This window comes from Methanoregula sp., assembly GCF_049518935.1.
In the GTDB taxonomy this organism is placed as follows: Archaea; Halobacteriota; Methanomicrobia; order Methanomicrobiales; family Methanospirillaceae; genus Methanoregula.
In genome coordinates, this window is the sequence record NZ_JBEKRH010000011.1 from 1 (window position 1) to 19411 (window position 19411).

A 19411-nucleotide genomic window follows, 5' to 3' on the forward strand; every position below is an offset into this window, starting at 1 on the left:
CCTTTTTTACATCTGACCACCAACATATGGAGCATTGCCGGGGTAGTCTAGTCCGGGAAGGCGGTAGCCTTGAAAGCTACTGGTGCCCTGCACCTCAAGAGTTCAAATCTCTTCCCCGGCGTCACATTTTTCCCGTTTTACATTTTCCTGTCAATGCAATAAGTACCAGAAAATGGTCTGTCATTCAGATCCATCAGGAATATTTTACAGCAATAATCCGGAATAACGGTTCTGTTCACGCGTCATATCACTGTTTTTATGTGGTTGAACCGCTCACAGTACAGGTTAGAGATACCAGAGGATCATCGATGTGTGTTGCAGTTCCCGCGGAAGTAATTGAAATAAAAGAGGGAAATATCGGTCTCGTGGACTATGGTGACCTCCGACAGGAGGTCAGGCTCGATCTCGTGGATGTAAAGGTCGGTGAGTTTGTCCTTGTCCACGTCGGATATGCAATCCAGCGGCTCTCCCGGGAAGAGGGGCTTGAGACCCGCGAAATTTTCAAACAGGTTTATGCAGCGCTGGAGAACTGATGCACGAGTACTCTATCGCATATGACCTGTACGCCACCGCACGTACCGCAGCGCACGAGCACAAAGCAACAAAAGTAAAAAAAATCAGTGTTGAAGTCGGGAAAATGGCGATGGTGAATCCGGACCAGGTGGTCTTCCTCTTCGATACTATCAAGGATGAGGATCCTCTGTTCCGGCAGGCTGTACTTGAGTGCCGTGAGGTATCGCCAAAAACGAAATGCCCTTGCGGATACGCCGGGGATGAGATCTATATCTGCCCAATCTGCGGGGCACTACCGGAACTTGTTAGGGGACGGGAAATCGTAGTAACAAATGTAGAGATCGAGGTGGAGGACTAACATGAAAGTCAACATGATGCATGGTGCCGGAGGGGAAGTAATGGGTGAACTGCTCCAGACACTTACAAAGTTCCGGCACAACAATGCCGGCGGGATTGGTCTTGAAGCGATGGATGATGGCGCGGTCATCCCATTCAATGGTGAGAACCTTGTCTTCACCACCGATTCCCATGTGGTCCGCCCCATATTTTTCCCCGGCGGGGATATCGGCAGGATTTCCGTCTGCGGGACGGTTAATGATCTCGCGATGATGGGGGGCAGGCCCATCGCTCTTTCCTGCGGGATGATCATTGAGGAAGGCTTCGAGATCGATGATCTTGCACGGATTGTCGCTTCCATGGACGAAGCGCTGGGTGAGGCGGGTGCCAGCCTTGTCACCGGTGATACCAAAGTGGTTGAACGTGGTGCCCTTGACGGTATTGCAATAAACACATCCGGTATAGGGATTGCGAAAACCGTTGTTAGAGACAATGGTCTAGTTCCCGGCGATGTGATCATCGCATCCGGGACACTCGGCGATCATGGTATTGCAATCATGGCTCACCGGGAAGGATTTGATCTCGGAGAACAGATCCTCTCTGATGTCTCCCCGCTCTGGAAGATGATGGAAAAAGTACTTGAAGCAGGTACCATTCATGCCATGAAAGACCCGACCCGCGGCGGCTTTGCCAGCGCAATCAATGAGATGGCCCGCAAAAGCGGTATATGTGTCCGGATACGGGAAGAAACCATACCCGTGCGGAAGAGCGTGAAAAGTGCTGCCGGAATGCTGGGGATTGACCCGCTTGAAGTGGCTAATGAGGGCAAGGTCATTATGGGAGTACCGGCAGTGGACGCAGAGAATATCCTTGCTGCACTTCACTCCCACAAGTACGGGAAGGATGCAGCCATTATAGGTACCGTCGTGAAAGGTGCCCATGTGATCATGGAAACGAAAATTGGTGGAGAACGCTTTATTGAACCCCCTATGGGTGATCCGGTTCCCCGTGTCTGCTGATCCAATGATCATCAGCATGCCCATTATCTAAATAAGAAGTTTTTTTATCTTTTGCAATTTTTAAAATTGTTCATTCCAAGGTTCTCGGAGTCAGCCAACGAAATCAGATCTGCAGAAAAACGAGGATTACCTATTATTCATTGCTGCAATCTGCATCCGGTGTCACCAGTGATCGATATGCTTCGCGAGGCACATGAATTACAAACCGGGCACCGTTCCCGTATTTCCCGGTCTCTTTTATCGAAAGATTCGTAATTGCCAGGATTTCCCGCGAGAGGAAAAGGCCAAAACCGGTGTTTTTGAAATACTCTCTTCGGAAAATCCGTTCTTTTTCCTTGTCAGGGACCCCCATCCCATTGTCTTCCACGATAATATCCCGGCTGTCATCGGATTCTTCTGATCTGATAGTGATCTCGCGGACCTGTTCTCCATGCCGGATTGAATTGTCTATAAGGTTATAGAAGACTTTTTCGAGGAGGGGATCCGCATAGATCTCGAGAGGTGGCATTTTGACATTCACCAGTACTTGATGGAGGTCGATGCTTGCCATTGCAAGCGATACAATCTCCGCGATGTTCTGCCACTGAGGGGAGTGGACTCCGATGTTCTGGTAATCCCGGGTGAACAGGATCTGGTTCCGGATCGCATTTGCCGCCTGTTCTTCCTTCATCAGGTACTTGAGAAGGTGGGGATCCTTGGTATCCTGTTTGGATAATTCGAGATACCCAAGGAGTGCGGTGAGCTGATTGAGGATATCATGCCGTGTCACGTTGTTGAGCAGGTTGAGTTTCTTATTCGCCTGCGTCAGGGCCTCTTGGGAGAGCTTGTTGTCGGTGATGTCAACAACCGTGCATATGATGCCGGGCTCACCGGTTTCTGCCGCAGACACAAGGGCCCACCGCATGCTGCCATCCCATGCCCGGAACCTGACTTCGATATCCCCGACCCTGTGCAGGTCCCTGACTTTGGCGATAAAACTCTCCCGTTCAACCCGGTCAGGGATGAGGTCCGGCAGGGATTTCTGCATCAGCTCATCACATTCGTACCGGATTATATGAGCGAACTTTTTGTTGGCATCTGTTATTTTGAGGCTCCGGCGATCGTAACTAAATACACCTGCCTGTGAGTTGTAATAAGCCCCGCAACTCTTCTCGCCTTCCCTGCGGTAGACCTGAGAGTAGGTGGAGATCAAGACCCCGAGGGAGACGAATATATAAAACCATACCGTCGCTACCGCGTACAACCGGGTATTGGGAAGCCCGATCACAAATACCAGTGCAAGGTACAGCCACCCAACAAGCACCGTACCATAGATACTCATATTGGGACGCGAGAAGGCAATCAGGATGATCGGGATCAGATAAAAATATGGAAATACGTCGTATATCCCTGAAGTCAGACTGAAATAGGTGATAACAATTGCTGCAAGAATGCTGGAGATGCTACAGACATCGTAGAGCATCTGCTTTTTCCGGGATAATGGCCGCATCGTCATGGTAGCCTCAGACACCGGTTCATGGATGGACTGGTCTGTGATCAACAGTAGTAACGATCAGTGATAAATATATAGATCCGTGGTGAGAACAAAAACTCAAGATATTTACCTGCTTGTTATGTAATGTGGTGCATCAGCAGGTCAAGGGCCGCCAGTTCCCGTTTCCCCCCGCACTTTCTGATAATCCCGGCATGGTAATCGATCAGCTGCTTCAATGCCTGGTCCCGGTTTTCCACATATCTGGTGGCGTGGACTGTTGCATCGATTATGTTACAGAAACCCCGGTTGACAGGGTGAAAGATAAGATCCTCGATAATTTCTTTCCTGAGTGAGAGCGACACGATCATGGATTCGGATGTTGTCCTTTCGATGGTAGTTGTGAATGCGGCCCATGCATCAGCCCCGGTTAGCCGCTGCATGGTCAGATCTCCGACAGTCTCATCGACAAACGATTCCGGGGTTAGGTCCTCAAAAGCAGTCTTCACATATATGATCGGATCCTGAACAAAATTCGCCACGACCCAGCCGTCCCGCTGGATATTCTCAAACGTGTGGCTTCCCCGGAAGAGTATCATGTGTGCCGTGTTATTCCGGAAATGAATGCCGATAGGTGCTGCATTGAAGGTGGTGGTAGCGATAACCTCATTGATGCCCGGTTTTAAGAGTCCCATGACCATCCCTCGCCGAGTGCGATATAAATGGATGCAATAACAATATCCGCTATAGATCCCGGGTTGATATTCCTTCTAATACATTCTGCATCCAAATTCTCGGCAGTTCGTTTTCCATCGAGGACATCTCGAGCTGCCCTCATAATCTCCGTGGCTACCGCAGAACCGTGTTTTTTAATAATGAACGTGTCTGGCTCGGTCGCAAGGAGATACAGGAACATCTGGACAATTGCATCCCGTCCTGGGCCGGTCCGGATAAGTATATCAGCACCCCTCCGTGTTAACGGAAAGCCGGTTACCCATTCCCTGGCTATCATATCATAGCCAGCAGAATGGGTCATCACATCCATCAGTGTCATTTCGCGGTCACGGATCACCGTGAGGGTATGCGGATCATTGACATCGAGCTCATCCGTGGCGTTCATCCGGACGGTTGTCATGGCAAAGGCCTTGTAGAATGCTATTGCATCGGACACATCCGTTTTTTCAATGGCTTTCATGGCGCCCGGAATATCATTGCCGTATACGAGCGGAATAAGGAGAATAAATGCGCCAAAATGTGTATTGCCTCCCCCGTGTGTATTTGTATCCCTGACGGCATGCTTGATAATTTCACCGATACGGCCTGTTCCCGTCTCTGCTTCTTCAAGAGCTGTACGCGAAAGAATGGTTGACGCAAGGAAGTGTTCAAGCCGGGTGTCGGGATAATCATGGCAGCGATCCACGTTGCCCGGCTTTGGGTACGCGCAGACCTCGAGCATCATGGCGAGTTGCGCACGTTCAACTGGCTTCATCCGGAGTGTTGTCATGGAATACCCGGCTCATTAACGTATTAGAGAGATCGCGTTTTAGGCGCATATACTCTTTCTTGGAAATCCCAGCATGTTTAAGAGTCATGTCCCGGAACATGCAGGGAGATGAGATTTTGCAGCACCAGGAAAGGCTGCCAAAGCAGGTCTGTTTACCGTCATCGAGCTGTGTACCGCGAACCGCCTCGAGTTTCATTTTAATGTATGTTTCTTTGGGCATGTTGATTCGTGAGAGGGCTGGAATAAGCGGGCACTCTTTTACCGGCATGCAACAGAACGTTAGGGACCGGATATCGCCGCCCCGGCAGAGCTGTTTTGGGGCGTTATACCATCCCTCTTCGTCAGCGTACCTCGAAATGGCTGCATCAAGCCCGGCAAGGGTCCTGATATCCGACTGGCGTGCGAGGGAGACGAGATCCGCCCCATGGGAGAGCATGTCCTTCATGCGATCGAATGTGGTGATGGAATTGTTGGCGATCAGCATGAGCGGGCATGTATTCCTGATCTGCCGGAGCTTTGCCGTGCCAAAATCCATGAGATCCACGTGGAGAATATCAGCTCCCGCTTTCCAGAGTTCGCCCACAATCTTGCGGTCATCGTCAGCAACTCCGGCCCGTATCTTGACTGATACGGTCACGCTTTCGGATTTCAGGGCACGAACAACGGCGATAAGCTTTTCTGGATGTTTCAGGTAAAATTCCCCGGAACCGGCTGCTACCATTGCCGGTTGCCGGCAATGAGCATCGACCTCATACACTACGCTGTCGCCCAGCGCCCGGGCTATGCCGCCAAATGATTCCGGCGAACTGCCACGGAGATTGATCCCCAGGATGACGTCGCTCTTTGCCATCTGATCGATCTGGTTTTTGAGTTCGATCACCGGGTCGTCATAGACAAATTCCTTCCTCTCACCGGAAGAAGCGATCTCCCGTGCTGCTTCCATTGTCGGACCATCAATGGAATATCCCCCGATGAATGCGATGCCGATATGATTCGCCCGTTCGAGCACATAGCCCGCATCGACAATCCCCGCCATGGACGCGATGGCCACGGGTGTCCGGACGACCCGATCGTTGATGAGCAACCCAAAGCGCTCAAATGCATCCATCATAAGTTGATATTTGTTGACGATGCTCAAACAAATTACTTTGGGTTTGCTCCGGCACATGCGCACGATTAATCCCGTGGCGAGCAGGGTGGGCACCGGGATAGACTTGGAGAGAAGCATGTACCGGAGCAGGAGAAGACTGAACGCGAAGCGCGAGGTCTTCGATTGTTCAACCGGATGTACCGGTATATCACAAGCCTTCGAGCACGTACCCGTCTTTGGAACGCGTAAGTACGATACAGGCCCGGGCATCTTCAATACTGATCCCCTTGTTGTTCCGGAAGTGCTCGATAACACTCGTCCACGGGATGAGATATGCTTCGCTGGCTTTGCCCGGTCCCTGACGGAACTCCACTGCAAGGAACCCAATTCGCCCGGTCTTGCTGAGGAAATCCGAAATAGCGTCAATCTGGTGAACACTCTTCTTGTCAGAGTGGAAGTGCTGGGAGAAGTAGAGTTTCTTGTCGATGATGGACTTGCATTCGATCGAGAGATAATAGGTAGGGTTGAGGGAGTCTGCAAGTACGTCCACGTACTGGCTGGTGAACTTATACTGTTTAAGCCGGTAGGCAAACCCCTGGATGTGGCGGGTCTTGAAAAAACGGTTGAGGCAGTGGACAATCTCCCGCTCAAAATCACTCATTTATTACCAATTGGCTGCAATCGCTAAAAAAACCATTTCGTAATAATTTTTAATCTGCCCGGTAATACTTAATGCTATATGAGTAAGAAGGGAATGTTACTCGTAGGTCATGGAAGCACGATGCCCTACAATCAGGAACTTATCGAGACTACAGCAGCTTTTATCCGAAATCAGAATACGGATTTTATCGTGAAATGCGGGTTCATGAACATGAACAAGCCTACCATCAGGGAATCACTCGAGGCCTTTCGGCAGGAACCGATCGATGCGCTTGTTGTCGTTCCCCTGTTCCTTGCACGGGGAGTCCACATTGAAAAAGACATTCCCGGCGAGATTGGACTGCCCGAGGGGTCCAGGAAAGGAAGTTTCGTGATGAACGGGAAGACGATCCCTCTCCTGTATGCAGGTCCAATCGGCAGCGATCCCCTGCTTGCCGATCTCATGATCAAGAATGCCAACAAAGCCCTCTCCAATCTCTGATTTTTTTATGCATATCCTGGTACTGGACACAATCCACGGTGGGAAACTGCTCAGTGAAGCCTTTGCATCCCGCGGTGACCAGGTGGATCTTGTTGACGTGTACCGGGGAGATAGCTGCGTGGATGTCCGGGCCGCGCTCTTACGAACCTATGATCTTATCGTTGCGCCGGTCCATCTCGATCCGGATCATCCGCTCCTGAAACATGCACAGGTACCGGTGATCACACATCATGAGGCAGTACGGCAGCTTCTCGGCTCTGATCTACCTCAACCCATGATTGAGATCACGGGCGCCCGGGGCAAAACGACAACAGCACACGCGCTGGCCTCGCTGCTACCGGGAAACGGCATCCTGCATACTTCTACAGGTACCTTCCGTTTCCCGGAAAAGAACTGGATATCGAGAACCAGCATCACCCCGGGATCGGTTCTTGCAGCGGTAAAACTCGCACGGGAGATCCATGGCTGGCTGATTGTTGAGGAATCGCTGGGAGTCACCGGAGCTGGCACACTTGCGATACTCACATCTGATGAGGATTATACCTTTGCTGCTGGGAAGAAACATGCGATCACTGCAAAGCTTGCCTCGGCCAGACACTGCAGGCACCTGCTTCTTGCAGAAGGAATCCGGGCAGAGTTCCGGGATAGTGTGATCCATATTGAGGATGTGGCATCGTGTGACGGTACGGAATGCACCCTCACGCTCGATGGTAAAACCCATCGTTTCACCAACCCCCTGCTGGCTCTCCCGGCTTACAATGCTCCACTCCAGCTTGCCGCTACCGCTGCACAGATCATTGGCATCGATCCCTCACCGCTGACCTCGTTTGCCGCGCTCATCGGCAGGATGTCGGTCTCGTATGAGAATACCATTCTTGTACTGGACAACTCAAACAGCGGTACAAATCTCGTCACTACAATAGATGCAGCCCGGTACGCCCGTAGTACTACCGGTAGTGAGGAATTGACGCTTGTGATCGGGCAGCAGGAGGGGGATGGAGCAGTATGTGAAGGCTTCACGCCTGATCAGGTGCTTGCAGCAGTTGAAGCGATAAGACCGGTACACCTGATTTGGGTCGGCCGGTTCCCTGATCCCGGGACACCCGAATATATCCGTCTTGGCCCGCTTGTCACCGCTCACGTGCAGACTCTCGATGAGGGACTCGCCCTCGCAAAGAGCAGAACTCCCTCGGGATCCATTGTCCTCGCGGTTAAAACATGGAGATGATACCTGTGAAATATATGCACCCCCGACCAAGCTCGATTGTCGCAGCCCTGTACACGGCCCGTGATCTTAACGTGGATGTTGCAATCCTGCACGGGCCTTCCGGCTGCTCGTTCAAGCACGCCCGCTTGCTCGAAGAGGATGGAATGCGTGTCCTGACAACCTCGCTTGCCGACAATGAGTTCATCTTCGGTGGCCAGAAACCGCTGGAGGATGTGTTGCGGTATGCCGAGGATCACTTCAAACCCCGGCGAATGGCTGTTGTAGGTACCTGCGTTTCCATGATCATCGGAGAAGATCTCCAGTCAGCAATTGACGGGGCGGGTGTGATAACTCCCACAATTGCAGTGGATATTCACGCGGGTTATCTCGAGAATATTGCCGGCGTCCTCTCAACCCTTGAGGCTGCGGAGAAGGCCGGCTGGCTCTCTCCCGAGGAACTTTCCCGGCAGCGTTTTATGATGGAGAAGGCCAACGAAATCGAGCGCGTCAGGGGGGCGGCCTCAAAATCATATATCGAGGCCTCCCGCGGGGATCTCAAGCATAAAACCGCTCAGGATCTCCTGCAATGCGCACGAAGCGGGGCAAAGGGTGTTGCTATCCTGAATGCGAAGAAAGAGACCGCTTACATGTTTGCTGATGAATTACTCGCGCTCCATGACGTCTGCCCGGATGCGGACATCACTTATATTGTCAACCTCGAACAACGTGGCCTGCCCAAGACCAGGGCCGATGCGCAGCGGATCTCTGACGATCTGGCAAAACGCGGGTTAGAGCCGGAATTCATCGGTGCACTTGATGAATATGGAGCGAATGGTGACAAGCTTGGCAAACGGCTCCGTGAGCTTGCCCCCTCATTCGCGCTCATTGCCGGTGTTCCGCATGCGATTCCACCTGAATTCACGGACGGGATCGAGTGCTTCTCAATCACCAATGGTCCAAGGCAGGTTGCTCCTCTTCGGGAGATCGGCCATAAACATGTGATTGTGGAGATCGATCTCCATCCTAAAACTCTCGGTGTACGCGAGATCGTTGAGAGTGAATTCGGGGCTGTGCTCCGGAGTCTCCCATGAAGGCAATCCTTATCACCGGCGACCGGTCCGGCAGCGGCAAGACCAGTATCACCCTCGCCCTTGCCGCGCTTCTTGCAAAAGGACAGAACGTCCAGACCTTCAAAGTCGGGATGGATTATATCGATCCCTCCTACCTTGCGGCGGTTTCGGGCAGGCCCTGCCGGAACCTCGACAGTTTTACGCTCGACAACCATCAGATTCGCGATATCTTCCGGTTCGGGTGCAGGGGAGCAGATATTGCGCTCGTTGAAGGTGTCCGTGGGCTATACGAAGGTGCCGAGGCTCTTACCGATACCGGGAGCACGGCTGCCATAGCAAAGGAACTGGATCTCCCCGTGATTCTCGTTGTTTCGGCGCAGAGTATCACGCGGAGCGCGGCAGCCATCGTGAAGGGCTTCCAGTCCTTTGATCCCGGGATCCGTATCGCCGGGGTTATCCTCAATAATATCAAGGGAGGATCGCATAAGGCCAAAGCGGTGACCGCGATCGAACATTACTGTAATGTTCCCGTTATCGGTGCTATCCCGCGAATGGAGGAGATGCAGCTCGCTATGCGCCATCTGGGTCTCGTACCCTATCGCGAAGGGTCCGGCCGGGGTGACTTCGATGCCCGTATCGCCACGGTCACGGATATCATCGGCCGGTACGTGGACCTTGACCGGCTCCGGTCCCTGATGAAGGAGATCCCGGATTCCAGGAATGAACCGACGCTTTTTGACCTGGTCCCCTCTCGTGACGTAAAGATCGGCGTTGCGTTTGATGAGGCATTCAACTTTTATTATGCTGACCTGTTCGATATCCTTGCAACGCTTGGCGCTGAGACAGTTCCTTTCAGCCCCATTCATGACTGTCTGCCGGATGCTGACGGGTATATCATTGGTGGTGGATATCCCGAACTCTTTACCCGTGAACTCGAAGCAAATAACCGTATGCGTGAAGCCCTGCGTGAGACCTCCCGGAACGGGACCCCTGTCTATGCAGAATGCGGCGGGCTGATGTACCTCACGGAACGCATGCTGCTGAAGGAAGGCTGGCAGGGAAGAGATAAGGATTGCAGCTCAGAGATGTGTGGCGTATTTACCGGTGAAACCCGGATGCCTGCCCGTCGTGTTGTCAGTTATGTTGAAGGAACCTGTGATGTGGATTCTCCCTTGGGCGGTGCACAGTTCCGCGGGCATGAGTTCCATTACTCAGAAGTGGTGCTCCCCCGTGAAACCCGGTTTTCCTACCGGCTTTCCCGTGGTGTCGGTATCCTTGACAACCGCGATGGCGCTGTCATTAACAATACGCTCGGGAGTTATACACATCTTCACCCGGTGGCAAGCGCCGGGATGTTCCGGCATTTTGTTGACCTGTGCCGGCAACAAAAACGTTCGGGATGATTTTTTTCTTCAAAAGAAAAAACTACAAAACCCACAACACCCCATCATCATCTATGATCATTTACTTTGATGGCAAGTATCTCCCGGATGACCAGGCACGTGTCTCGGTCTTCGATCACGGGTTTCTGTACGGCGACGGGGTGTTTGAGGGCATCCGCGCTTACCATGGAAGGATCTTCCGGTTGAAAGAACATCTGGACCGGCTCTTTGATTCGGCAAAGACGATTGATCTCCATCCCCCCATAACTAAGGAAGAGATGGCCGATGCGATCTGCGAGACTCTGCGCAGGAACAACCTGACTGACGCATACATCCGGCCGATCATCACCCGCGGTGTCGGTGACCTGGGCCTCGACCCGCGCAAGTGCCCGAAGGCCTCGGTTGTTATCATTGCGGTTTCCTGGGGCGCGATGTATGGCGACCTGTATGAGAAAGGCCTTAAAGCGGTGACCGTTTCAGTACGTCGAAACCCGGCAGAATGCATGCCCCCGAATGTCAAGAGCCTCAACTATCTTAACAACATTCTCGCCAAGATCGAGGCGAACTATAAGGGTGGGGATGAGGCGATCTTTTTTGATACGAACGGATATATCTCGGAAGGATCCGGTGACAACCTCTACATTGTCAAGAATGGCGAGATCATCACGCCCCCGACCCTCAACAACCTCCGGGGGATCACCCGCATGGTTGTGTTAGAGATTTCAAAATCCCTTGGCATCACGGTAAAAGAACAGAATATCGGGTACTTCGATCTGTACACCGCAGATGAGATGATCTGCACCGGTACCGCAGCAGAAGTAGCACCGATTACCTGGGTTGACGGGCGAACTATCGGGTCCGGGAAACCCGGCCCGGTGACCCGGCAGCTGATGGCGGCATTCAAGGCAGTGACAGAAAAAGAAGGTTACCCGATCAATAAAAAATAGGGCTCTCTTTTTTGCATCAGGAGCCAAACTATGATCTTACTGTTCAAAGAAGAGTAAACAAACGCCCCGACTATTCAATCCGCAGTATCTCCGGGAAGAAAAGCCTGAGCAGTTGATCGAGATGGATAAATGCCATCTTGTGATCGATATATACCCTGAACGACTCCCTGCTGCGGGTCTTGAAACTTATATGCCCGGCAAAAAGCAGGGGCTTTTTCATCTCGATGGTAACGATATCCTTTCTCCAGATCTCAAACACCTTATCTTTTTCGAGTTCCGGGATGGATCGTGGCCGCGTGTCGACTGTTGTGCCAAAAAGTTCATCCATGATGAAGGCTCCGAACTGAACGCCGTGCGGGTGTTCTGCATCGAGTTCATGGTTGTGGATGATGAAGAGCCGCTGGTCTGTGGCATAGACACCATATCCTCCTGTGGAAGATCCGATGGCTCCGGCAATGGCTCCGGCTACGCCGTCCCCCGGTACTTTCACTGTAATACTGGATATCCCACCGATATAGGTCTCCTCCTCGTAAATCCCCATGATCGCCTTCATACTGGGCTGTTCACTCACCAGGATTGACTGGATGGACCCTATGATCGCACCCTTTGGATCGTAAATGCCCGTCCCTTTACCCAAGAGCAGCATAGACTTGTCACGAATCGTGACACTCTCAAGGCTCCCTATGAATGTATCTCCTTCGCGTGTGATGGCAGGAAGTTCGCCCGGACTCGTTGTGTCCGGGGGCATGATGATATAATCGATCAGCATGGGTTTTCGTGTGCCATAGAATGGGAGGGAGTACTCATAATCTCCCTTCCCAATCATTTCCGTGGCAGGGATACCTGTCAGAGCGCTGATTGCATCATTCCAGGCGATCACTTTCCCGGTCATATCAATGGCAAAGATCGGGTAATGGACCTTTTTGATGGATGCCGAAAGGTCATTCCATTTTCCGGCACTGGTTTTGGCAGTGGGGAATAGTGAAGGAGCTGCAGGCAGGGGTGGAAGTTTCGGGAGGCTGCTATTCAGGTTACGGGAGATGCCCTTGAGAGGATCATCCAGTTGAAGTTTGCCAACCAGTTCGAAGGTGCGGACTTCGTCGAGCCATTCCATATCGGCAGTATCGATCTCGGTTGTTTCGCCCCGGAGGATATCCGGGTAGAAAAGTTTGAGCAGCTGTTCGAGATGGACAAAGGCCTTCTTGTGATCTACGTAAATCCGGAAGGATCCCCCGGCTTTTGTCCGGATGATGAGAAACCCTGAGAGGAACCGGGGTGTTTTCAGCTCAATGGTTGCGATATCCCTGCGCCAGACTTCGAATACCTTGTTTTCCTCCAGTTCGGCAATCGATCGTGGTCGCATATCTACATTGGTGCCGAAGAGCTCGTTCATGAGGAAATCGGAGAACTGCATCTCTTTGGAACGCGATGCATCAAGGTTGGGATTGTGGACAACAAAGAGACGTTGATCTGTGGCATAGACCCCGTATCCTCCGGTGGCGGATCCGATTGCACCAGCGATCGCTCCCGAGAATCCTTCGCCCGCAACCTTGAGGATAATGCTTGAGATGCCGCCTATGTAATGCTCCGTGTCCTCATCATCGTCTGCACCGGCATCAGGGAATTGCCCGCTGACGAGAAGCGACTGGATTGCAGCAATAGCGTTTCCGGAATTGTCATGGATCGTGGTCCCCATGCTTCCGATCTTCATCGGTTTTCCGCGGATAGTGACCTCTTCCACGTCCCCGCTGAAACTATCCCCATCCCGTGTGATTGTTGGTAGACGGGAGGTATCAACATGCGCGGGATTGAGGATGAAGTCGATCAGCATGGGTCGTGCTTCGCTATAGATTGGGAATGCATAAGCGTAATTGCCCTGCCCAATCATGGTCATGGCGCTAATACCGGTTAATTCCGCGATGGCATGGTTCCATGCTATCACCTTCCCGTCAAGATCGATCGCGAAGATCGGGTACTGGACCATTTCAATGGAATCACCAAGATCGCATAATTCTGCCGGTTTCACGACACCGGTTGCAGTGGCAGTGTTGACAGCGGCCTCCACCGATCCGCATTCTGTACTGACCGTGCCTTTGGGAAGAATATCCCCCAGACGGACAATGTAGGAGAGGTCCCTGCCTTGTGCAAGGTATTCGGTTATCTCCCGTGATTCGCCAAAAAATCCACGGTATCCCCACTGATAGAGATGTCTCTTTCCCTGCTGGTCCAGCACATCATGCTCTATGTATGTGCCGGCATTCTCCGGTGTCAGGGATTCAAGAAGTTTCCGGATTTCCTCTCGCTCTTCTTCCGGGATTATTGCAAGGAAATTACCCGGTGTGGCGCTACCGGTAAAGTGGTTGAAGGCCTCGTTTGCGAGCGTGCAGGTCCCGTCCGGTGAAAAACAGCAGAGCAGGTCCTGTTGCTGCTCGACCAGTGAACGATATCGTTTATCCTGTTCCGCAACCGGGACCGTGCGGGGATGATCGCGGCGCCGGACCCGGACTGAATTCCGGATGAAGTCCCTGACCTTCGGGAGCTCCTGCAGGATCTCGATGCCTTTCTGGACGTAATAATTACCGCCGTTGTTCAGGGTTTCGATTGCTACCTGGGCAAGGTGACGGCCGGTGAACATGATGAACAGCGCCGGATCGTTCTGTGACCGGATTTCTTTGAGGAGTGTGATTCCGTCAATTTCCGGCATTGTGTAATCTGCGATGATAGCATCGAACTGGTACTGGCTGACAAGGGACAGGGCTTCTGACCCACTGCTGCAGGTGAAAAGAGAGAAGTCCGGTTCCCGTTCAAAAAAAATTTTCAGCGCATCCAGTACCCATGGGTCGTCATCGACACAGAGAAGTGATATTGGTTGCGTATCAGTCGGTACCGTGCTCATGAAATGATCGTTCCTGTGTCTGGTTCTGCCAGATATGAGAGTGTGTCGATATAAGATACTATATTGCCTGCCCGAGAAATCAACGGGACGCGAAGCAAACATCTTTACTTCACAGTGAAGATCACTCATTGCCGATACTATTTATGATTTGCCAAAATGAGCCCGGATTAAAATCCATGTTCTGACGTTTATTTGCTGGTATCTTTATAAATTATTTAATTGCAGCATATATCAAAACACACGTACCCCTGGGGAGATGAAGTATCGGATTCCAGTTCTTCCATAATCTATTTATGACGTGACGAGAAAGTAAATAGAGCAACGTGCTGCTATAGTGTAGTCCGGCCAATCATGCGGGCCTTTCACGCCCGCGACTGGGGTTCGAATCCCCATAGCAGCACTTAAGCGCAGACGGTCCTATTCTCCAAATCAATTTCCAGATAGTGATAGCGCCAAAAAAATTCCCGCTTTCCTCCTAGCAGCATCTCGTTTCCGTGCAGCATCAATTGGTCGGAAATTTTCGGATTTGTGAAATCAGCAGCCGATGCGGATTATATTCCGGGAAAAAAACCGCATTAAAAAAAGAAAAAGATTATGGTGTTGTCGTTGCGCTGGTGTTGGCAGTGTCTGTGGTTGCTACGGGAATGGGGGCCTTTGTTGGCGTGGGCGAGGGCGTTGGAGTCGGGGCTGGTTTCAGGTCAGCCTGTACCTCGACGATGCCTTTCGGGGTGACCGTGGATTTTTGCATCACCAGGTTGCCGTTCTTGTATACTTCAACGGTCAGTTTGTCAGATGATCCGTCTACTTTCTGGATGCTTGCAACAACAATCCCCTCGCTTGTCGGGACCTGATAGAACTGGTCACCAGTACCTTCGACATCGGCCTGATTGCCGGGTGTGCCGACAGTACCGGAGAACCCGTTAGTATAGATCACATGGACCCATACTCCCTGGGGCGGGATGCGCGTCTGGGCTGGAGTAACGTACGTCTGGACTGGTACAACTGTTGCGACCGGCGACGGCGTGGCTGTGTGGGTCGGAATGATGGTAGCAATCGTTGTTATTGCTGTCGTTGGTACAGGAGTTGCAATACTGTTATTTCCTCCCCCAAGAGGGTTGGCAAACACGAATACTACGGCAATGATTGCAAGGATCACGATCACAATCACGCCAGCAATGACGAATTTCGGCATTCGTGAAGTTGCCTGGGGAACCGGGTAATGCGGCGCCGGGGTTGGGGGTGACGGGGGCTCATTGCCCGGGATGGATGGTGACGGAGAATCCGTAGAATGTGGGATCACCGGCCACTTGATCTCCCGGACGGGGGAAGATTCAGGTCCGGTTGTGGTTTGTGCAGCGGGTTCCGGTACCGGCGATTCTTCTGCTGGCTGGGAGGTTGCATAATGTTTTGGTACCAGGGGTGCAGGTGCGGTACGGGGTACTGAATCCTCGATGAGCGGCTCGATGGAATGAATCACGTCTTCGATCGGGCGCTCTTTCTTATCCGCTGCATTCCCGAATACCGGTGGCGATGACATCTGTACCTGGGGGGCCGTCGGCGAGAGTTGCTCAGCGACCGGTGCTGCATCCATTGCACCAAGATCGGCATCTCTTACAACGGCCGTCCCGCATTTGTTGCAGAATACCGATTCCGGAGGAACTCGATTACCACAGCGGTTGCAGAATGATCCGGTTGGAAGGGTGGTGACTTCAACAGGTTTTGGCATAGCCGGGGCGGTCTCAACAATCTTTTTAATCGGACGGGCAATCTCGATCTTCTTCTTGGGGGCGGGTACCACAGGAGTATTAATCACTTCCATGCGGGGATGTGCTGGCATGGTATCAGCGGGGGCAGAGTCTTCAGACCGGGCAATATCCGGCATAATGGGGTGCTGGAATGTGGAGGATGTGTGCTGGCGGAGCACTTTTGCCCATTCGTCGCACTCCCGCTTGCGTTCGCCACCGCTGGTCTTGGAGAACGTGAGGATCATCTGGCGGGTTGCGCCAGTGTTGGTGATGATCGAGAGCATGATGGTCGGATCGCGGATGGCATTTTCCCCCACCTCGATGTCCCGGAGCGTAGCGAGAAGGATCTCCTGGGGGGCGATAAGATGCTTCTTGCTATCGACGAGGATCAGCCGCCGCGTGGTAAGAACTGCCTCGAATGAAACTGATTTAACCTTGATGTTTTGCGTGTTCAGGACGACAGATTCGTCGCTGTAGAGATCAGGATATGCCATGCAACCACTTTCCGTTATCTATCTTCGTCATCTGAATAAAATAAGTGTTTGTAAGGCCGGGCTCAAAATTCCGGCCCGATCACAGCATTTCGCGGCCGTTCATGTACGGGCGGATCGCTTCCGGCAGGACAACAGACCCGTTTTCCTGCTGGTAATTCTCAAGAATTGCGCGAAGTACCCGTGAGGTAGCGATCGCCGTGGAGTTGAGCGTGTGCACCCACTGCTTTGATTCAAAGTCACTCTTGTCGCGCACACGGATATTGAGCCGTACTGCCTGGTATGCCGTGCAGTTGGAACAGGAGACTACTTCCTTGTATGCATTCTCCCGCGGCATCCAGGCCTCGATATCGTATTTTTTCGACGCCACGGTCCCAATATCCCCGGTGCAGATATTCACAACGCGGTAGGGAAGCCCGAGACCTTTGAACACGTCCTCGGCATTCGCGAGGAGCTCCTCGTGGATCTGCCATGAGTCCTCGGGTTTACAATAGACGAACTGCTCGACTTTGGTAAACTGGTGGACCCGGAACAGGCCCTTGGTATCGAGGCCATGCGCGCCGATCTCGCGCCGGAAACAGGGTGAGATTCCGGCCAGCCTGAGGGGGAGATCTTTTTCTTCAAAGATCTCGTTCTGGTACATCGCACCGATAGGGTGCTCGCTCGTTGCGATCAGGTAGGCATCGTCCCCATCGATCTTATACATGACTTTCTCGAAATCCGCGAGGTCTGTCACCCCTTCGTACGATGTCCGGTTGATCATGTAAGGTGGAATGATTGGCGTGAACCCTTTCTGCACCAACAGGTCGATTGCATACCGCTGGAGTGCCATGTCAAGGAGGACCAGGTTTCCCTTGAGAAAATAGAAACCGGCGCCGGAGGTTTTTGCGGCCCGCTCGAAATCTGCCCATCCCTGCTCAGTAGCAAGCTGTCCGTGGTTCCTGATCTCGTAGGAAAAAGTCTTTGGGGTTCCGATCTGCTTGAGCTCGACATTCTCCGTATCGTCTTTTCCTGCCGGGACGCTCTCATGCAGGATGTTGGGGAGGCGCATCAGGTACGATCGCGTGGTGTTTTTGATCTCTTCCTGCTCTGCATCACAATCTTTTATTTTCTGGGGAAGCGCGGCTGCTTCTGCCATAAGTGCAGATGCATCCTGCCCCGCCTTCTTTGCCGCATTGATATCGCGGGCAATCGTGTTCCTGCGCTGACGGAGCTGGTCGGTTGCCCCTTTGAGTTCGCGGGACCGGGCATCCTTTATAAGCAGGTCATCAACCCAGGCAATCTTCTCCGGGTCATTGCGTTTCCTGAGATCGGCCTTCACTATATCCGGGCTGGCCCGTACGAACCTGATGTCGAGCATTCGTTATTCCTCAAAGTCCTTCGCGGTTTATACTTCTATATTATGCGTTTTCTCATTTATCGCCTTCCCCATGCAATTGAAACACTTTTTTTATGCCTAAATCGGAGACACAGGTTCCTGCCATAGTGCACATTCTTAAGGAGCTATCATATCGTGGTATCGCTTGAATACTTATGATGAGAGAGAAAAGAATATCCGGTTGACCGACAACATCTCAGGAGAGTCATTTCTCAAAATGATCGGACCTGCATTTCTCTTATTACGTGTTGAAAGCGCGTTGTTTTCCACTTGGAATTCTGACAATTCTTTATCTGGAATAAGTTGTTATACGGAAGATGAGACTCTATGGCAGATTTTTCCTATATCTGTAAAAATTTGGCCGGGTCAGATCCCGGAAAAGGCAATGAAGCGGGAATCCCGACATGTTCAAAGAAGCTGGAGACCGGCACCTATTGTTCCCCTGATTCTGCCGAGAAGGCTGCTGCTGCAAAGACCGAATGCCCGGCCGCGGATTTCCTCAAGATCCTGCTGGTACGGAAGAAAAAATGGTAATTACGGCGTCTCCCTGCTTCGATACCCGATCACATTTCAGATAATTGTGGATTTTTCATTCCGGATAAAAGATGAGTATTTCCGGTAGAACCCTATTTTTCCCAATTCCACGAGGAGTACATAGCCTATAACGAGCCCTACCAGTACGCCGAAGAATGAAAGTGGCGGCAGTACAAAACCGAAGAAACTATCCAGGACCGTAAGCGGGATGAGGATACCGGCAGCTGTTATTATGATCGCGCTTACCAGCAGCAGGTTGCTTGGTTTACTCCGGTAAAACGGCACGACACCTTGTCCTGATGACGAATATGATCAGCATCTGCGTGCAAATCGATTCGATGAACCAGGAGGGTACCTGAAATGTGCCAGACAGAGGCCATTTTGGATTCCGATTCACCAGTTCCGGGGATCAAACCACGGTGTTTCAACGGAAAACCACGGAGTAGTTCCGGGAGACGCTCATTCTGGCCTCCAACTGGCGGGAATGAGCGGTTTCCATGCCCCAAAATCACGGGCAACAGCAGGACTACAGCAGTGGATCGGCAAAAACACTGGCTGGAGGGCTGGCAGGGCCCCGGTCACATTCCGGGAAGATCCCCTTTCTGGAGGGGTAACCCTCGTTCGGGCTGGGGTTCCCGAGGATCGGACACGACAGATGAATCGTGTATTGGGAAAAATTTCAGACAA

General features: G+C 52.1%; 18 protein-coding genes and 2 tRNA genes. 11 read left to right on the plus strand and 9 right to left on the minus strand.

The annotated features are described in order from the left end of the window. Positions 1-36 precede the first annotated feature (36 nt). The 4 genes from ABSE13_RS08140 (at position 37) to hypE (ending at position 1868) form a co-directional block, all read left to right on the plus strand. Positions 37-121, plus strand: a tRNA-Ser gene (locus tag ABSE13_RS08140). A gap of 187 nt (positions 122-308) precedes the next feature. Beyond that, on the plus strand, positions 309-533 hold the full coding sequence (locus ABSE13_RS08145; RefSeq protein ID WP_424028019.1) for a HypC/HybG/HupF family hydrogenase formation chaperone: 225 nt from the start codon (positions 309-311) through the stop codon (positions 531-533). Beyond that, the gene (locus ABSE13_RS08150) at positions 533-871 is read left to right on the plus strand and encodes a hydrogenase maturation nickel metallochaperone HypA/HybF (RefSeq protein ID WP_424028020.1); all 339 of its coding nucleotides are present in this window, start codon (positions 533-535) and stop codon (positions 869-871) included. Before ABSE13_RS08145 ends, ABSE13_RS08150 begins: the two co-directional genes overlap by 1 nt. A 1-nt stretch (position 872) precedes the next feature. After that, positions 873-1868, plus strand: coding sequence for a hydrogenase expression/formation protein HypE (hypE, locus tag ABSE13_RS08155; RefSeq protein WP_424028021.1), 996 nt, complete (start codon positions 873-875; stop codon positions 1866-1868). A 133-nt stretch (positions 1869-2001) separates the two neighbouring features. Here the strand turns inward: hypE and ABSE13_RS08160 are convergent, their stop codons facing one another. The 5 genes from ABSE13_RS08160 to ABSE13_RS08180 form a co-directional block, all read right to left on the minus strand. Further along, positions 2002-3408 carry an ATP-binding protein gene (locus ABSE13_RS08160; RefSeq protein ID WP_424028022.1) on the minus strand — a complete coding sequence of 469 codons (1407 nt, stop codon included), beginning with the start codon at positions 3406-3408 and terminating at the stop codon, positions 2002-2004. Between the two features lie 71 nt (positions 3409-3479). Further along, positions 3480-4034, minus strand: coding sequence for a DUF447 domain-containing protein (locus tag ABSE13_RS08165; RefSeq protein WP_424028023.1), 555 nt, complete (start codon positions 4032-4034; stop codon positions 3480-3482). Then, complete coding sequence (locus ABSE13_RS08170; RefSeq protein WP_424028024.1) at positions 4022-4828, minus strand: triphosphoribosyl-dephospho-CoA synthase; 807 nt, start codon at positions 4826-4828, stop codon at positions 4022-4024. Before ABSE13_RS08170 ends, ABSE13_RS08165 begins: the two co-directional genes overlap by 13 nt. After that, complete coding sequence (locus ABSE13_RS08175; protein WP_424028025.1) at positions 4815-5954, minus strand: methanogenesis marker 9 domain-containing protein; 1140 nt, start codon at positions 5952-5954, stop codon at positions 4815-4817. The genes ABSE13_RS08170 and ABSE13_RS08175 overlap by 14 nt, the downstream gene beginning before the upstream one ends. A gap of 187 nt (positions 5955-6141) precedes the next feature. Further along, positions 6142-6594, minus strand: coding sequence for a PDDEXK family nuclease (locus ABSE13_RS08180; RefSeq protein ID WP_424028026.1), 453 nt, complete (start codon positions 6592-6594; stop codon positions 6142-6144). 78 nt (positions 6595-6672) lie between these two features. On the opposite strand from ABSE13_RS08180, the gene cfbA reads away from it, so the two are divergent. The 5 genes from cfbA to ilvE are packed head-to-tail and all read left to right on the plus strand — an operon-like array spanning position 6673 to position 11680. Beyond that, positions 6673-7074 (plus strand): sirohydrochlorin nickelochelatase, encoded by a 402-nt coding sequence (gene cfbA, locus ABSE13_RS08185; protein ID WP_424028027.1) that lies wholly within the window; start codon positions 6673-6675, stop codon positions 7072-7074. A 7-nt stretch (positions 7075-7081) separates the two neighbouring features. After that, the gene (gene cfbE, locus ABSE13_RS08190) at positions 7082-8302 is read left to right on the plus strand and encodes a coenzyme F430 synthase (RefSeq protein ID WP_424028028.1); all 1221 of its coding nucleotides are present in this window, start codon (positions 7082-7084) and stop codon (positions 8300-8302) included. 5 nt (positions 8303-8307) lie between these two features. Continuing rightward, complete coding sequence (gene cfbD, locus ABSE13_RS08195) at positions 8308-9372, plus strand: Ni-sirohydrochlorin a,c-diamide reductive cyclase catalytic subunit (protein ID WP_424028072.1); 1065 nt, start codon at positions 8308-8310, stop codon at positions 9370-9372. Continuing rightward, on the plus strand, positions 9369-10754 hold the full coding sequence (gene cfbB, locus ABSE13_RS08200) for a Ni-sirohydrochlorin a,c-diamide synthase (RefSeq protein ID WP_424028029.1): 1386 nt from the start codon (positions 9369-9371) through the stop codon (positions 10752-10754). Before cfbD ends, cfbB begins: the two co-directional genes overlap by 4 nt. A gap of 53 nt (positions 10755-10807) precedes the next feature. Beyond that, positions 10808-11680 carry a branched-chain-amino-acid transaminase gene (gene ilvE / locus ABSE13_RS08205; RefSeq protein WP_424028030.1) on the plus strand — a complete coding sequence of 291 codons (873 nt, stop codon included), beginning with the start codon at positions 10808-10810 and terminating at the stop codon, positions 11678-11680. A gap of 70 nt (positions 11681-11750) precedes the next feature. On the opposite strand, the gene ABSE13_RS08210 is transcribed toward ilvE, so the two are convergent. Beyond that, entirely contained in the window at positions 11751-14576 is a 2826-nt protein-coding gene (locus tag ABSE13_RS08210) for a PAS domain S-box protein (protein WP_424028031.1), read from the minus strand. 325 nt (positions 14577-14901) lie between these two features. Here ABSE13_RS08210 and ABSE13_RS08215 point away from each other — a divergent pair. After that, positions 14902-14976, plus strand: a tRNA-Glu gene (locus ABSE13_RS08215). A gap of 192 nt (positions 14977-15168) precedes the next feature. On the opposite strand, the gene ABSE13_RS08220 is transcribed toward ABSE13_RS08215, so the two are convergent. Both ABSE13_RS08220 and serS read right to left on the minus strand, forming a co-directional pair. Beyond that, positions 15169-16815 carry a zinc ribbon domain-containing protein gene (locus ABSE13_RS08220; protein ID WP_424028032.1) on the minus strand — a complete coding sequence of 549 codons (1647 nt, stop codon included), beginning with the start codon at positions 16813-16815 and terminating at the stop codon, positions 15169-15171. A 79-nt stretch (positions 16816-16894) separates the two neighbouring features. Continuing rightward, positions 16895-18172 (minus strand): serine--tRNA ligase, encoded by a 1278-nt coding sequence (gene serS, locus ABSE13_RS08225; protein WP_424028033.1) that lies wholly within the window; start codon positions 18170-18172, stop codon positions 16895-16897. Between the two features lie 345 nt (positions 18173-18517). On the opposite strand from serS, the gene ABSE13_RS08230 reads away from it, so the two are divergent. Next, positions 18518-18724 carry a hypothetical protein gene (locus tag ABSE13_RS08230; protein ID WP_424028034.1) on the plus strand — a complete coding sequence of 69 codons (207 nt, stop codon included), beginning with the start codon at positions 18518-18520 and terminating at the stop codon, positions 18722-18724. Between the two features lie 36 nt (positions 18725-18760). Here ABSE13_RS08230 and ABSE13_RS08235 read toward each other — a convergent pair whose 3' ends face one another. After that, complete coding sequence (locus ABSE13_RS08235) at positions 18761-19009, minus strand: hypothetical protein (RefSeq protein WP_424028035.1); 249 nt, start codon at positions 19007-19009, stop codon at positions 18761-18763. Positions 19010-19411: the final 402 nt, after the last annotated feature.

Bases quoted from the DNA above. Each gene is read 5' to 3' on its own strand.
- ABSE13_RS08145 (WP_424028019.1), top strand. From the start codon at position 309: ATGTGTGTTGCAGTTCCCGCGGAAGTAATTGAAATAAAAGAGGGAAAT.
- ABSE13_RS08150 (WP_424028020.1), top strand. From the start codon at position 533: ATGCACGAGTACTCTATCGCATATGACCTGTACGCCACCGCACGTACC.
- hypE (WP_424028021.1), top strand. From the start codon at position 873: ATGAAAGTCAACATGATGCATGGTGCCGGAGGGGAAGTAATGGGTGAA.
- ABSE13_RS08165 (WP_424028023.1), bottom strand. From the start codon at position 4,034: ATGGGACTCTTAAAACCGGGCATCAATGAGGTTATCGCTACCACCACC.
- ABSE13_RS08170 (WP_424028024.1), bottom strand. From the start codon at position 4,828: ATGAAGCCAGTTGAACGTGCGCAACTCGCCATGATGCTCGAGGTCTGC.
- ABSE13_RS08175 (WP_424028025.1), bottom strand. From the start codon at position 5,954: ATGATGGATGCATTTGAGCGCTTTGGGTTGCTCATCAACGATCGGGTC.
- ABSE13_RS08180 (WP_424028026.1), bottom strand. From the start codon at position 6,594: ATGAGTGATTTTGAGCGGGAGATTGTCCACTGCCTCAACCGTTTTTTC.
- cfbA (WP_424028027.1), top strand. From the start codon at position 6,673: ATGAGTAAGAAGGGAATGTTACTCGTAGGTCATGGAAGCACGATGCCC.
- cfbE (WP_424028028.1), top strand. From the start codon at position 7,082: ATGCATATCCTGGTACTGGACACAATCCACGGTGGGAAACTGCTCAGT.
- cfbB (WP_424028029.1), top strand. From the start codon at position 9,369: ATGAAGGCAATCCTTATCACCGGCGACCGGTCCGGCAGCGGCAAGACC.
- ilvE (WP_424028030.1), top strand. From the start codon at position 10,808: ATGATCATTTACTTTGATGGCAAGTATCTCCCGGATGACCAGGCACGT.
- ABSE13_RS08210 (WP_424028031.1), bottom strand. From the start codon at position 14,576: ATGAGCACGGTACCGACTGATACGCAACCAATATCACTTCTCTGTGTC.
- ABSE13_RS08220 (WP_424028032.1), bottom strand. From the start codon at position 16,815: ATGGCATATCCTGATCTCTACAGCGACGAATCTGTCGTCCTGAACACG.
- serS (WP_424028033.1), bottom strand. From the start codon at position 18,172: ATGCTCGACATCAGGTTCGTACGGGCCAGCCCGGATATAGTGAAGGCC.
- ABSE13_RS08230 (WP_424028034.1), top strand. From the start codon at position 18,518: ATGGCAGATTTTTCCTATATCTGTAAAAATTTGGCCGGGTCAGATCCC.